The organism is Pseudorhodobacter turbinis (assembly GCF_005234135.1).
GTDB classification, from domain to species: domain Bacteria; phylum Pseudomonadota; class Alphaproteobacteria; order Rhodobacterales; family Rhodobacteraceae; genus Pseudorhodobacter; species Pseudorhodobacter turbinis.
Window position 1 is genome coordinate 1,902,443 of sequence record NZ_CP039964.1, and the last position, 13,163, is coordinate 1,915,605.

Annotated in this window: 12 protein-coding genes, 1 tRNA gene and 3 pseudogenes; 11 read left to right on the plus strand and 5 right to left on the minus strand. The window is 59.2% G+C overall.

Features of this window, described 5'->3' with window-relative positions; genetic code table 11:
* Positions 1 to 14 precede the first annotated feature (14 nt).
* Positions 15 to 287 (minus strand): annotated as a pseudogene (locus tag EOK75_RS09095) (IS110 family transposase); the annotation flags it as partial.
* Between the two features lie 102 nt (positions 288 to 389).
* Positions 390 to 804 (minus strand): annotated as a pseudogene (locus EOK75_RS09100) (transposase); the annotation flags it as partial.
* A gap of 96 nt (positions 805 to 900) precedes the next feature.
* Between EOK75_RS09100 and EOK75_RS09105 the strand changes: the two are divergent.
* From EOK75_RS09105 to EOK75_RS09115, 3 genes and pseudogenes are all read left to right on the plus strand, one after another.
* A pseudogene (locus tag EOK75_RS09105) lies at positions 901 to 1,587 on the plus strand (IS6 family transposase).
* Positions 1,588 to 1,866: 279 nt separating this feature from the next.
* Positions 1,867 to 2,553, plus strand: coding sequence for an ImmA/IrrE family metallo-endopeptidase (locus EOK75_RS09110; RefSeq protein ID WP_137193660.1), 687 nt, complete (start codon positions 1,867 to 1,869; stop codon positions 2,551 to 2,553).
* A complete protein-coding gene (locus tag EOK75_RS09115; protein ID WP_137193661.1) occupies positions 2,550 to 3,332 on the plus strand; it encodes an HNH endonuclease in 783 nt (260 codons plus the stop codon). Before EOK75_RS09110 ends, EOK75_RS09115 begins: the two co-directional genes overlap by 4 nt.
* A 244-nt stretch (positions 3,333 to 3,576) precedes the next feature.
* Here the strand turns inward: EOK75_RS09115 and EOK75_RS09120 are convergent.
* Positions 3,577 to 3,652 (minus strand) — tRNA-Lys (locus tag EOK75_RS09120).
* A gap of 103 nt (positions 3,653 to 3,755) precedes the next feature.
* On the opposite strand from EOK75_RS09120, the gene dapF reads away from it, so the two are divergent.
* Positions 3,756 to 4,595: a diaminopimelate epimerase gene (gene dapF / locus EOK75_RS09125; RefSeq protein WP_137193663.1), complete on the plus strand. Its 840-nt coding sequence runs from the start codon at positions 3,756 to 3,758 to the stop codon at positions 4,593 to 4,595.
* Positions 4,592 to 5,845: a tRNA (N(6)-L-threonylcarbamoyladenosine(37)-C(2))-methylthiotransferase MtaB gene (gene mtaB, locus EOK75_RS09130; RefSeq protein WP_137193665.1), complete on the plus strand. Its 1,254-nt coding sequence runs from the start codon at positions 4,592 to 4,594 to the stop codon at positions 5,843 to 5,845. Before dapF ends, mtaB begins: the two co-directional genes overlap by 4 nt.
* 6 nt (positions 5,846 to 5,851) lie before the next feature.
* Here the strand turns inward: mtaB and EOK75_RS09135 are convergent, their stop codons facing one another.
* A complete protein-coding gene (locus EOK75_RS09135) occupies positions 5,852 to 6,883 on the minus strand; it encodes a LacI family DNA-binding transcriptional regulator (protein WP_137193666.1) in 1,032 nt (343 codons plus the stop codon).
* A gap of 247 nt (positions 6,884 to 7,130) precedes the next feature.
* Between EOK75_RS09135 and EOK75_RS09140 the strand changes: the two genes are divergently transcribed.
* From EOK75_RS09140 to EOK75_RS09165, 6 genes are read left to right on the plus strand one after another with little or no spacing between them, the layout of a single operon-like run.
* Entirely contained in the window at positions 7,131 to 7,739 is a 609-nt protein-coding gene (locus tag EOK75_RS09140; RefSeq protein ID WP_137193667.1) for a CDP-alcohol phosphatidyltransferase family protein, read from the plus strand.
* A 49-nt stretch (positions 7,740 to 7,788) separates the two neighbouring features.
* A complete protein-coding gene (locus tag EOK75_RS09145; protein WP_137193668.1) occupies positions 7,789 to 8,973 on the plus strand; it encodes an ABC transporter substrate-binding protein in 1,185 nt (394 codons plus the stop codon).
* Positions 8,970 to 10,676 carry an ABC transporter permease gene (locus EOK75_RS09150; protein ID WP_137193669.1) on the plus strand — a complete coding sequence of 569 codons (1,707 nt, stop codon included), beginning with the start codon at positions 8,970 to 8,972 and terminating at the stop codon, positions 10,674 to 10,676. The genes EOK75_RS09145 and EOK75_RS09150 overlap by 4 nt, the downstream gene beginning before the upstream one ends.
* Positions 10,673 to 11,302: an ATP-binding cassette domain-containing protein gene (locus EOK75_RS09155; protein ID WP_137193671.1), complete on the plus strand. Its 630-nt coding sequence runs from the start codon at positions 10,673 to 10,675 to the stop codon at positions 11,300 to 11,302. Before EOK75_RS09150 ends, EOK75_RS09155 begins: the two co-directional genes overlap by 4 nt.
* Before the next feature lie 36 nt (positions 11,303 to 11,338).
* Positions 11,339 to 11,680, plus strand: a complete 342-nt coding sequence (locus EOK75_RS09160; RefSeq protein ID WP_137193673.1) for a DUF2794 domain-containing protein — start codon at positions 11,339 to 11,341, stop codon at positions 11,678 to 11,680.
* 45 nt (positions 11,681 to 11,725) lie between these two features.
* Positions 11,726 to 12,715, plus strand: coding sequence for a P1 family peptidase (locus EOK75_RS09165; RefSeq protein WP_137193675.1), 990 nt, complete (start codon positions 11,726 to 11,728; stop codon positions 12,713 to 12,715).
* Here EOK75_RS09165 and EOK75_RS09170 read toward each other — a convergent pair whose 3' ends face one another.
* Positions 12,716 to 13,159 carry a molybdenum cofactor biosynthesis protein MoaE gene (locus EOK75_RS09170; protein ID WP_137193676.1) on the minus strand — a complete coding sequence of 148 codons (444 nt, stop codon included), beginning with the start codon at positions 13,157 to 13,159 and terminating at the stop codon, positions 12,716 to 12,718.
* Between the last annotated feature and the right edge of the window lie 4 nt (positions 13,160 to 13,163).

The window sequence follows — 13,163 nt, forward strand, 5'->3', positions numbered from 1 at the left end:
GGTCAGGTCTTCGGTATTGGCATCGCCTTCAGGGCGCCTTTTACCTGGCGGGTTTCCATCAGGATGACATCCCGACCTGCTAACGTCAGCCCACGGTGCAACCATTGCGACAATGGGCCAGCCTCGAGCCCAATGGCGGCAATAGTGCCGTCCTGTTCGCGGGCCCAACGCACCAATTCTTCAGGTTCACTGGCGACCTGCGCTTCTTTCACGATCTTGCCATGCTCGCTGATCACGCAAATTGCGGTCTTTGCCAGCGATACATCCAACCCAACAAACAGTCTCATCCTGTGCCCTCTATGTGGATCCAATACGGGATGGTCGACAAATTGCCCCTGATCTTGCAAGCGGTAACAGGCAGTGTGCAACGCAGGCCCCGTTACGGCATCTCATAACCAAAAGATAACGGCTGCGGCGCGAGCAATTGCTGAGAGGAAGACGGTTGGGGATCTGTCGTAGCGGGTTGAGATGCGTCGCCAATCCTTGAGCCTGCCGAACATCCTCTCAATGTGTTACCTAGCAGCGCATGTTTACATGCGCGAGAAGGCGGTTGCGTTGTTTGTAGCGGCGCTTGTCGTACCTCACGGGTTTCTTGCGTTTCTTTCAGTCCGGGATACAGGGTCTTATACCCTTGTCCTGCAACGATTTTATGAACAGATCAGCATCATAGCCACGGTCCCCCAGTAGGCAATCGACATTCGGCAAGCCACCCAACAACGCCCGCGCTCCGATTGTTCCAATCGTCTGCCGGGCAATGATCAGGCGGCCACGCCCCCCTTTTTTACGCCCAAACTGATCGCCCTGCGGTGGGCCGGTTCTGTCGCAAACTTTTGCGATCTTTCGTTTGTTGGCTGATTTTGCGACATGGTTCTCAAACAAGCAAGCAACAGGATGTATCGGATGTCGGTTGATTTCAAGGGAGCCCATTATCCTAAAAGCGTAATCCTGTGCGCGGTTTATTTCTATGTGCGATATAGAGTTTCCTATCGCGACCTGGAAGGAATCATGGAGGAGCGTGGAGCTGAAGTTGACCATGCAACCTTGAACCGTTGGGTGGTTAAGTTTGCGCCGCTGATGGCGGCATAAGCGCAGTCCCGCAAGAAGCCAACCGCCAAATCTTGGCGCATGGACGAAACCTACATCAAGGTTAAAGGCAAATGGACCTATTATTACCGGGCGGTCGACAACACAGGAAAAACCCTTGATTTCATGCTGTCTGAGCGTCGCGACAAGGCGGCAGCCCGTCGATTTCTCAAGCGCGCGATTGGCAAAAATGGCGTGCCTGACCGTGTCGTCATCGACAAGAGCGGCGCCAATCTGGCGGGTCTGCAAAGCATCAATGTGATCCTGAAGTTCACGGGCTCAGGCAACAGCATCAAGATCCTGCAGGTCAAATACCTCAACAACATTATTGAACAGGACCACCGCTTCGTAAAGCGGATCACGGGCCCAATGCTTGGCTTCAAGGCCTTCCATTCTGCCGAGGCTACCTTGGCTGCGATCGAGACCGTGCACATGACCCGAAAGGGGCAGATCCATGCCAACGGCCTCACCGCGTTTCAGCAGTTTGCTGCGCTCGCAGCATAGGTATGTCCAGGCTATGCCCGCACTCAAACTCCAACAAAATTTGCGACAGAACCCTTTCCAAAGGGGCCGTACTTGGCTGGTTTGGAGCCGGCGCCGAACCCGGTTTTTACACCTTTTCAGGAGGATTTGTTCACGCGAAAGACTCAGGAAAAAGCCTCAGCCGAACAAGCGATAATCGACCAGTTGATCTCCGCAACAAAGCTCTAGGACGCGAGCGAGGCAATCGAGGCGCTTTTCTCCTTCACGATCAACTTGCGAGAGTTCGCGCCTTTCAATGCAATGCTGCTTCACATCCAGAAGTCCGGCCTGACCCATGCGGCGACTGCGCATGACTGGTGGCATCGCTTTGGACGTGTCCCGAAGAAGGGCACGCGCCCTTTGCTTGTTCTGCGCACGAAAGGGCCAGTCGATTTCGTGTTTGACATTCTTGATACGGAAGGCCGCGATGTGCCGGTTGATGCGTTCGCGTTCCCGACTTTTGGAGATCTGAGTGATAATCGGTTTTCGGAGTTCATGCGAGCCGTCGGCAAGGAGCGGATCGACCTTGTCGTCCTGGACTCCGGTGATGGACAGGCAGGGTGGATACGTCTTCTGGCTGAATCTAAGGCCGAGACCGGCAAGAACGTTTATCAACTCGCGTACAATCGAAACCACGCCGCACCGACACGCTTCGTAACCGTCGCCCACGAGTTGGCACACCTTTACCTTGGACACCTCGGGTCCGATGCCGGACGGCGGGTTCCTTACCGACGGGACACACCTCATGAGTTGATGGAGGTGGAGGCCGAGATGGTGGCCTACCTTGTCGCAATGAGGAACGGGTTGAAGCCTAGGAGCGAGAGTTACCTTGCAAATTACAAAGGCGCGTTCGAAGACCTGAATCTCTATGCGGTGACGCGGGCCGTCAATGCTGTCGAAACGGCGATGGGGATTGCCTCGCACAAACTCTGGAACGAAAAATCATGATCGAAGCACCCCAGTCCTTCGTCATTCGGCAGGAGTGCGATAAAATCGCATACCAGAACGGGTTTCGTCGGACGCAGAGCGAAACTGACGGATGGCGGCACTACACCTCAACCACCTCGCAAGGGGCGATCTGGCTGGCTTCCGAGCAGACCGGCACCTGGCTACTTTCTATCGACCATGCTGGTGTGTTGGCAGAGATCGGGCTTGAGGTTTCTGATGCTGACGGCCCGGGCCTAGCGCGATTTCGGTTCACATCGCTGACCTCGCTCTATGCCGTGATGCCCCGCCTATACGAACTCGCCGTCGGTCTCCCCGACGCCCCCCTGCAAGAGTTTCTGCACCGAACGAACGGGATGCCAAAGACGACTGAAGCAGAGCGTCTGGTGGTGCAGCGTGTTGGACAGGGCATATTCCGAGACCGTCTGATCACCTACTGGCAGGGCAGTTGCCCCCTGACAGGCATCACCGACCACGCTTTGCTGCGGGCCTCCCACATCAAGCCATGGAAGGATTGCGAGAGCGACGAGGATCGACTGGATGTGCACAACGGCTTACTTTTGTCGGCGCTCTGGGGCGCCGCATTCGATCGCGGCCTCGTAACCTTCGATAACGATGGTCACCCACAGTTTTCGATGCAGCTGAGTGAAGCCGCCGCTGTCGAATTGCGATGGCAGACCCCCATTCGCCTGACAGATAAGCATCGTGTTCGCCTCGAATGGCATCGAAACAAAGTATTTGAAAAGGGTGTGGCCTTTGTCGAATCCGTGATGATTGAATGACGGAGAATCACTGTAGAGGTTTCGGCTACATCTATAGTTGAAACAAAGCATTGGAAGATGACAGGACATCGATACAGTCGAAGCCGCTTAGGCTAACCCAAGATCAACACCTAATCCAAGATTACGAAGCATCCAAGCGCTGCTACGCTTACATACGGTGACCATGGACGTCACCTTATGTGACGAAAAACACCACCTCGTTATCGAAAGCGACAAACTAGCTGTCATCTTTCAGGATCTTCAGTGGTGAGCCCAACAGGATTCGAACCTGTGACCCACTGATTAAAAGTCAGTTGCTCTACCAACTGAGCTATGGGCCCAACACTCGGGCTTACTAGAAACTTGACGCGGTGGGGTCAAGAGAAAATCGGCATTATTTTCATCTATCTGGCAAATTCATTTCAGGGAGCGTAAGAACGGGGCATGAAAAACGATACACACCCCTCCGATCTGGCCTTTTTGAAAATGCATGGGCTGGGCAATGATTTTGTCATCATCGACAGTCGCGGACGTGCGGCTGTGACGACGCCTGCCTTGGCACGCGCTTTGGGCGACCGGCATCGCGGAGTCGGCTTTGACCAGCTGGCTGAGATCAGGGACGCGCAGGACGCTGATTTTCAACTGGATTTCTGGAATTCCGATGGCAGCCGTGCCGGCGCTTGCGGGAATGCGACGCGGTGTGTCTGTGATTTGGTGATGCGCGAAACGGGCCAGAACAGGATTCGTCTGACAACGACGCGGGGCACCTTGTTTGCACAGCGGGGGACGGATGGGCTGGTTTCGGTCAATCTGGGCACGCCACAATTGGATTGGGCCGATATTCCGCTTGCACGCGCGATGCCGACATTAAATCTGCCTTTGCCCGGCGATCCGGCGGGGATCGGGATGGGCAATCCACATTGTGTATTCTTTGTCCCCGATGCGGATGCCGTTGCTTTGACCACCGAAGGCCCGCGTTTTGAGGTGGACCCGCTGTTCCTGCAAAAAACCAATGTGGAGTTTGCGTCGGTCATCGGCCCCGACCATCTACGTATGCGGGTGTGGGAGCGCGGTGCGGGCGTCACGCTGGCGTGTGGTACAGGGGCCTGTGCGGTGGCGGTTGCGGCGCATCTGCGGGGGCTGACGGGGCGCAAGGTCAGGCTTGATCTTGACGGCGGTACGTTGGAAATAGACTGGCGCGAGGATGGTGTCTGGATGACCGGTCCGGTCGCCTATGTCTTTAACGGCGTTCTGACGTCAGAATTTTTGGCTGCACATATATGACCGCCCCTATTTTCTCCACGCTTGGCTGCCGTTTGAATGCCTATGAAACCGAGGCCATGAAAGAGCTTGCCGCCGGTGCCGGGCTGGAGGGGGCTGTCGTCGTCAATACCTGCGCCGTAACGGCCGAGGCAGTGCGCAAGGCCAAGCAAGAGATCCGCAAGCTCGCGCGGGAAAACCCCGGCGCCACTGTGATCGTGACCGGTTGCGCCGCGCAGACAGAGCCTGAAACCTTTGCCGCCATGGCCGAGGTGACGCGTGTGATCGGCAATACTGAAAAGATGCAAGCAGAGACGTGGAATACCCTGCGCGCGCCGGATCTGATCGGGGTGACCGAGAAGATCATGGTCGATGACATCATGTCAGTGCAGGAAACCGCCGGCCATCTGATTGACGGCTTTGGCCGCCACCGCGCCTATGTGCAGGTGCAAAACGGCTGCGATCATCGTTGCACCTTTTGCATCATCCCCTACGGGCGCGGCAATTCGCGGTCGGTTCCGGCAGGGGTTGTGGTGGATCAGATCAAGCGGCTGGTCGACAAGGGCTTTGCCGAGGTGGTGCTGACGGGGGTGGACCTTACCTCTTGGGGGGCTGATTTGCCCGCGACACCGCATCTGGGCGATTTGGTGATGCGGATTTTGCGGCTGGTGCCCGATCTGGCGCGTTTGCGCATCAGTTCCATCGATTCGATTGAGGCAGACCCCGCGCTTATGGGCGCGATTGCGACCGAATCCCGTCTGATGCCGCATCTGCATCTGAGCTTGCAAGCCGGCGATGATATGATCCTCAAACGGATGAAGCGCCGCCACTTGCGCGATGATGCCATCGCCTTTTGCGAAGAGGCCCGCCGTCTGCGCCCCGACATGATCTTTGGCGCCGATATCATCGCAGGCTTTCCGACCGAAACCGAAGCGATGTTCGAAAACTCGCTCAAGCTGGTCACGGATTGCGACCTGACCTTCTTGCATGTGTTCCCCTATAGCGCGCGCAAGGGGACGCCTGCGGCCCGTATGCCTGCGGTCAAGGGGCCTGTGGTCAAGGCGCGCGCGGCACAGCTGCGTATGAGGGGCGATGACGCCCTGAGCCGCCACCTGAGCGCACAAATCGGCAAAAGCCACCGCATCCTGATGGAAGGCCCGCGTATGGGCCGCACCGAACAATTCACCGAGGTTGCCTTTTCCACGGATCAGCCCGAGGGGCAGATCATCACGGCCACAATCACCGGAGCCAACGGTAAAACCTTGACCGCGTGACCTGCCTTAGCGCCGGATGGTATCGCCCATTTCCAGTTTTGGCGTCAGCTCGATGCGTTCCCCACCGATCAGCCCGTTCGGGTGTATGCCGGCAATAATCTGTGCCGAGGTGCGGCCAATTTCAAGCCGACAAGCATCCATTGTCGCCAAGCGGCGCGGCAACCCTTGAAGCAATTCCACCCCGTTGAAGCCGGCAAGGCCAAGACTGTTCGGCACATCAATGCCCTTTTCCAGACAGTATAAAAGCCCGCCCGCGCCGATCATGTCATTGGAATAATAGATAAAATCAAGATCAGGGCTACGCGCGAGAATTGCCTCAGTCATCTCACGGCCTTTCAGCAGGGCAGAGCCGCCTGAATAAAATTCCCGATCCGCAAGGGTGATACCGGCGGCGGCAAGGCCTTCTTCCAGCCCCTCCAGCCGTTTGCGCGCGCGGTGGTCATAGGGCATCATTGTGCCAAGAAAACCGATCCGTGTGTAGCCAGCAGCCAAAATCGCCTCGGCCATCTTCATCCCTGCGCGGCGGTGCGAGATGCCAACCGCACTGTCCACCGCAACACCGTCCACATCCATCGCCTCGACGATGGGGATGCCTGCGTTTTCCAGCATCGCACGGGCGGCGTCTGTATGTTCCAGCCCTGCCAAAATCACGCCCGAGGGACGCCACGACAGCATCTCATACAAAACCGATTCCTCACGTTCCGGAAGGTAATGGGTCACGCCGACAACGGGCTGCAAACCGGTGTGTTCCAAGATCTGAGAGATACCGGTCATCACCTCCGGATAGACCATATTCGATAGCGACGGAATGACCACCGCCACAAGGTTCACCCGTTGGCTGGCCAGTGCCCCTGCGATCTTGTTGGGCACATAGCCCAAGTTGCGCGCGGCTGTCAGTACCTTTTCGCGGGTCGCTTGCGAGACATCGCCACGGCTACGCAAAACCCGGCTAACCGTCATTTCCGAGACGCCCGACGCCTCCGAAACATCACGAAGCGTAAGCGGGCGGCGGGTATCAATGCGCGGATCTTGTGCCAATGTGAGGGTGCCTTTGTATTGGGTCTCTGCCCGTTGTTAACGCTAATTTTTGGCTTTGTCCAAACTTCTATAGACCCGTAACCTAGCTTGGACAGACTAAAAAAGCGTAACCGGATTGGGAGTGGCACGGGCAGGCGATCCACTGTGAACTGACAGTATTGTGTGCGGTTGTAACACCATAAAGGGCTGACAAGTGGCAGGCTATTGGCCTAAGCCAAGAGGACGAGCCCCCAATTTCTGGATGAAAATGATAGACGCAGCTCTTCTTCCGCCTTTGCGTGCTGTGCTGAATGTACCGGCGCGGGCCTTGCTTGCGCGGGGTGTTGGCGCTGACCAGGTGACCATCGCGGGGTTCTGCATCGGGCTGCTTGCCCTGCCTGCGTTGTGGCTGGGGTCGTATTGGGTGGCGCTGGCGTTGATACTGACGAACCGCTTTGCGGATGGGCTGGATGGGGTGATGGCGCGCAAGGTGGACCCGACGGATCGGGGGGCCTTTCTGGATATCGCGCTGGATTTCTTTTTCTATGCGACTGTGCCGCTGGGCTTTGCGCTGGCCGATCAGGGGAATGCGCTGGCCGCGGCCGTGTTGATCTGTGCGTTCATCGGCACGGGGTCCAGCTTTCTGGCCTTTGCCGTTATCGCCGCCAAACGCGGGCTGCAGGCGCAAGATTACCCCACCAAGGGGATCTATTACCTTGGGGGTATAACTGAGGGCGCCGAGACCATCTCGGTTTTCGTGCTGATGTGTCTGTTCCCCGCATGGTTCGTGCCTTTGGCATTGGGCTTCGCGATGGCTTGCTTTTTCACCACTCTTTTGCGCTGGCTTCAGGGCTGGCGCGCATTCTCTGAACAGTAATTTCACATGCTGTTTTCGGCATGGAACCGTTTTGAACAAAGGAACCGATATGCGCTTTATTCTGATTGCCGCCCTTAGCCTTGGTTTTGCCTCTCCCGCGTTGGCCGACTGGCAAGAGACGCTGGATAAGGCGCGCGGCCAGACGGTCTATTGGAACGCATGGGGCGGCGATGCGCGCACCAATGCTTTTATTGCATGGGTGGGCGCGCAGACCGAGGCGCAATATGGCGTGCGGGTTGAACAGGTAAAGCTGACCGATACCGCGACCGCCGTAACGCAGGTGATTTCTGAAAAAGCGGCGGGTCAGGACAGTGGCGGTTCAGTCGATATGATCTGGATAAACGGCCCGAATTTCTTGGCGATGAAAGAGCAGGGCCTGCTGCATGGCCCCTTTGCCACCGACTTGCCGAATGCGAAATATCTTGACCTTGGCCCCGATGCTGCGGCCTCGGTTGATTTTACGGTTCCGGTTGACGGCTATGCCTCGGCATGGCGCTTGGCGCGGTTTGTGTTCACCTATGACAGTGCCGTGGTGGCGAACCCGCCTGCGGATATGGCGGGGTTTCTGGATTATGCGCAAGCCAATCCGGGGCGGGTGACCCATCCAGATGTAACCAACTTCATGGGGTCAACGTTCCTGAAGCAGGCCTTGGTGGAATTCGCGCCGGATAAAGCCGCCCTTCAAGCCCCCGTGACGGACGAAGCCTTTGCCACTGCCAGCACCCCGTTGTGGGATTGGTATGACGCCCTGCGCCCCTTGATGTGGCGCGAGGGACAGACCTTTCCTGATAACCAATCCGTTCAGCAACAGATGCTGAATGACGGCGAGGTGGATTTTGGCGTCTCGTTCGATCCGGCCTCGGCGGCGGGCGCGATTGCCGAAGGGTTGCTGCCCGATACGGCGCGTGTGTTTGTGCCGCAGGGCGGCTCGATCGGGAATATCTCCTTTGTGGCGATCCCCTATAACGCCGCCAATGCTGCGGGGGCCGAGGTGGTGGCGAACTTCTTGCTTGATCCGGCGACCCAAGCGCATCAGCAAAACATCGACATCTTGGGCAGCTTTTCGGTGCTGGACCCGTCCAAGCTGAACACCGATCAGGTGGCGCTATTTGCGGCGTTGCCCGCATCCCCCGCGCTGCCAAAGCTGCATGATCTGGGCCCGACATTGCTGGAACCCCACGCAAGCTGGATGAACAAGCTGGTTGACGTCTGGGCCGACCGCTACACCAAATGAACAAAGAGGGCCGTTCGCTTCGAGGTATTGTCGCCGCAATTTTGCTGGCCGGTTTTGTGCTGCCCATACTGGCGGGGTTTGCGCAAACGGGGCGGGCGGCCTTTGGCGTGCTGCCTGCGATTGGTGCGGTGGAATGGTCGCTGGACCCGTGGCGCGCGCTGGTGGCCTTGCCCGGTTTTGGCACCAGCTTGCGGTTAAGCTTGGTGACGGGGGCGGGGTCTACGGTTCTGGCGTTAATGCTGGCGGCGGGGTTTTGCGCGCTGTTGCACGGACGGATGAGCACGGCGGCGATCGGGCGGATGTTGATGCCGCTGCTTGCCGCACCCCATGCCGCGTTGGCAATCGGGCTGGCGTTCCTGCTGGCCCCCTCAGGGTGGATCGCGCGGGCGCTTTCGCCTTGGTTGACGGGATGGGACAGGCCGCCAGATCTGGCAACGGTGAATGATGCGTGGGGTATGGCGCTGATTATCGGGTTGTTGATCAAAGAGGTGCCGTTTTTGTTGCTGGTCATCGGCTCGGCCCTTGGGCAACTGCCGGTGCGGGCGCAATTGGCGGCGGGGCGAGCGCTGGGGTACGGGCGCGGGATGGTCTGGGTCAAGGTGATCTTTCCGCAGGTTTACCCCCTTATCCGCCTGCCGATTTTTATCGTTCTGGCCTTTGCTTTGTCGGTTGTGGATATGGCGATCATCCTTGGCCCGTCGAACCCGCCGACCTTGGCAGTGGCGATTACGCGTTGGTTTTCCGCGCCGGATGTGGCGCTTATTCTGCCTGCTTCGGCTGCGGCCTTGATGCAGGTGGCGGTGGTTGCGGGGGCAATTGCCCTGTGGATCGGGGCAGAGCGTTTGGCCCGCCCCATTGGCCGCTGGTGGCTTTATCGCGGTGGGCGTGGATATGCGACGGGGCCGGGGCTTTGGGCCGCGGGGGTCGGGGTGTTTGCCTTGCTGGCCCTTGGCGTGCTGGCAATTCTGGCGCTGGCGGTTTGGTCCTTTGCGTGGCGCTGGTCGTTTCCGCAGGCCTTGCCGCAAAGCTGGGCGCTCAAGGCGTGGATGACACCGGGGGCGGGGTGGGGCCGTGCGTTGCAAACTACGTTGATCATCGGGGTTGTGACCACGCTGGCCTCCCTCGCAATGGCAATCGCCTGGCTGGAGGGCGAGGACCGCGCGCGCCGTGGCCGTGCCGGTTGGGCGCAGGCGTTGATTTACCTGCCGCTTTTGCTGCCGCAGATCGGGTTTCTTTACGGGCTGAACGTGCTGTTTTTGTATATCGGGATCAGCGGCGGGATGCTGGCGGTGATCTGGGCGCAGATGCTCTTTGTTTTTCCCTATGTGATGATCGCGCTGTCGGACCCGTGGCGCGCGCTGGATTGCCAGCATATTCGCGCAGCAGCAGCGCTTGGCGCCTCGCCGTGGCGGCGGCTGGTGGCGGTAAAGTTGCCGATGTTGCTGCGCCCCTTGATGGTGGCCGGCGCGATTGGCTTTGCCGTTTCGGTGGCGCAATATCTGCCGACGTTGTTCATGGGCGCGGGGCGGGTTGTAACCCTGACGACCGAGGCCGTGACGCTGGCAAGCGGATCGGACAGGCGCATTGTGGGCGTTTATGCGGTATTGCAGGCAGGGCTGCCGTTTCTGGCATATGGTGCCGCACTGTTGGTGCCGGGGTTGGTGTACCGTAACCGGCGTGAATTGAAGGGAGGCACTGCATGAGCCTTGAGTTGAGTGATGTTTCCGTTGGCCCGGTCGGCGGTACGCCGTTGTTTTCACCCATCAGTGTGGTTGTGGAGCCGGGGCAGGTCGGCACCTTGATGGGGCCCTCGGGGATTGGGAAATCAACGTTGCTGGATGCGATTGGCGGGCATCTGGTGCATGGCTTTGCGGTTTCGGGGGGCGTTTCCCTGAACGGGCGCGATGTGCTGGACCTGCCCGCCGAGGCACGCCGCATCGGGGTGCTGTTTCAGGATGCGATGTTGTTTCCACATTTGTCCGTGGGGGATAACCTTGCCTTTGGCCTTGCGCGCCACATTCGCGGGCCCGCACGCCGCGACGCCGTTGCCGAGGCGTTGGCGCAGGCGGGGCTGGCAGGCTTTGCCGATCGCGATCCCGCCACCCTGTCGGGCGGTCAGCGCGCCCGTGCTGCCCTGATGCGCGCCCTTTTGGCAGAGCCACAAGCCCTGCTGCTGGATGAGCCGTTTTCCCGCCTTGATGCAAGTTTGCGCGCAGAAATCCGGGGCTTTGTGTTCGACCATTTGCGCGCGCGGGCCATTCCGGGCTTGATGGTCACGCATGATGCCAGCGACGCCGAGGCCGCAGGCGGTATCATTGTGCAGCTATAGCTTGCTTTACCAATTATCGCGGCTAATCTGAAGGGTATGAGCATCAATCCCCCGATCCCCTTCACCGCCCACACCCCCGAACAGGTCAGCTTTGACCGGCGTGAGCTTGGGACCATTTTGCGGCTTTATGGCCAGATGGTCGCCAAGGGGGAGTGGCGCGACTATGGCATTGCGGCACTGCATGATAGGGCTGTCTTTTCCATCTTTCGTCGCACCGCTGAAAACCCGCTTTACCGCGTGGAAAAACACCCCAAGCTGCGCAACCGGCAGGGCATGTTTGCAGTGGTCGGGATGGACGGCCAGATTTTGCGCCGCGGTCATGATCTGGCGATGGTCTTGCGGGTGTTGGAACGAAAAGAGATCAGGTCGATTGACTGAAAGGGCCGCTATGCAAAACTTGTATTCATCGGGTGGAGGATTGTGATGCAACCCGGACCGCGCAATTTAATCACGGATGTTTCAGGGATCTATGTTGGCAATAGCGCCTGCCCGCAACTGAGGTCAGGGGTTAGCGTGCTGCTGGGCGATGCGCCCTTTACCGCCGCCGTCCATGTGATGGGCGGCGCGCCCGGCACCCGGGAAACGGATTTGCTGGCCCCTGACAAGCTGGTGCAGCAGGTGGATGCGCTGGTGCTTGCGGGCGGATCGGCCTTTGGGCTGGATGCCTGTTCGGGCGTGGTGGATGGTTTGGCCGCGATGGGGCGCGGCTTTGCCGTGGGGGATGTGCGGGTGCCAATTGTGCCGGGGGCGATCTTGTTTGATCTGCTTAATGGTGGCGACAAGGCATGGGATCGCAACCCCTACAGCGATCTGGGGCGCGCGGCATTGGGCGCGCGGTCGCCGGATTTCGACTTGGGCACGGTTGGTGCGGGTTTTGGCGCGGCGACGGGCAGGCTTAAAGGCGGGCTTGGGTCGGCCTCGGCTGTTTTGGGCAATGGCATCACGGTTGGCGCGCTGGTTGCGGTGAATGCAATCGGCTCGGTGACGGTGGGCGACGGCCCGCACTTCTGGGCCGCCCCTTGGGAGTTGGGGACAGAGTTTGGCGGGCTTGGCCTGCCAATTGCATTTGATGGGAGCATGGAACCCTCGCCACAGAAACAATTGGGCGAGGCGACAACGATTGCCATCATCGCAACCGATGCAGCCTTGACCCAAGCGCAGGCACAGCGGATGGCGGTGGCCGCCCATGACGGCATGGCGCGCGCGATTGTACCCAGCCATACGCCGATGGACGGGGATTTGGTGTTTGCGGTTTCAACAGGGGCGGTCCCGCTTGGCGATCCGGTGGCGGACCCGTTCTTGCTGGGCCATGCGGGGGCTTGCGTTTTGGCGCGGGCGATTGCGCGGGGCGTGTACAACGCGCAGCACATGACGGGGGATTTTCAGCCAAGCTGGCGTGCGCGCTTTGGCTGATTACCAGCGTTTCAGCGCATCCTCATCCGCGTCCTTGGCGGCAACCCAATCGGTGCCGGATGCGGTGATCTCTTTTTTCCAGAACGGCGCGCGGGATTTGAGGTAATCCATCAAATATTCTGCCGCGGCAAAGGCATCGGCGCGGTGGCGCGCGGCGGTGGCGACCATCATGATCGGATCATGGGCACGCAGTTGGCCATAGCGGTGGATCACCAGACAGCCCGCCAGCGACCAGCGCGCAACCGCTTGCGTGGCGATATCGGTTAGGGCGCGCTCGGTCATGCCGGGGTAATGTTCAATCTCCATCACCTCCAGATCGCCCTTGGCGCTGTCGCGGGTGATGCCGGTGAAGGTGACGATGGCCCCTGCGCCTTTGACGGTTTTGGCAAAGGCATTCGCCTCGGCACCCATATCGAAGGCTTCGGATTGGACCACGATCCGCATGGGA

Coding starts and splice junctions, on each gene's coding strand:
- EOK75_RS09170 (WP_137193676.1), bottom strand. CDS start 13,159: ATGCGGATCGTGGTCCAATCCGAAGCCTTCGATATGGGTGCCGAGGCG.
- EOK75_RS09115 (WP_137193661.1), top strand. CDS start 2,550: ATGATCGAAGCACCCCAGTCCTTCGTCATTCGGCAGGAGTGCGATAAA.
- EOK75_RS09110 (WP_137193660.1), top strand. CDS start 1,867: ATGCTGCTTCACATCCAGAAGTCCGGCCTGACCCATGCGGCGACTGCG.
- EOK75_RS09150 (WP_137193669.1), top strand. CDS start 8,970: ATGAACAAAGAGGGCCGTTCGCTTCGAGGTATTGTCGCCGCAATTTTG.
- EOK75_RS09165 (WP_137193675.1), top strand. CDS start 11,726: ATGCAACCCGGACCGCGCAATTTAATCACGGATGTTTCAGGGATCTAT.
- mtaB (WP_137193665.1), top strand. CDS start 4,592: ATGACCGCCCCTATTTTCTCCACGCTTGGCTGCCGTTTGAATGCCTAT.
- EOK75_RS09155 (WP_137193671.1), top strand. CDS start 10,673: ATGAGCCTTGAGTTGAGTGATGTTTCCGTTGGCCCGGTCGGCGGTACG.
- dapF (WP_137193663.1), top strand. CDS start 3,756: ATGAAAAACGATACACACCCCTCCGATCTGGCCTTTTTGAAAATGCAT.
- EOK75_RS09140 (WP_137193667.1), top strand. CDS start 7,131: ATGATAGACGCAGCTCTTCTTCCGCCTTTGCGTGCTGTGCTGAATGTA.
- EOK75_RS09145 (WP_137193668.1), top strand. CDS start 7,789: ATGCGCTTTATTCTGATTGCCGCCCTTAGCCTTGGTTTTGCCTCTCCC.
- EOK75_RS09160 (WP_137193673.1), top strand. CDS start 11,339: ATGAGCATCAATCCCCCGATCCCCTTCACCGCCCACACCCCCGAACAG.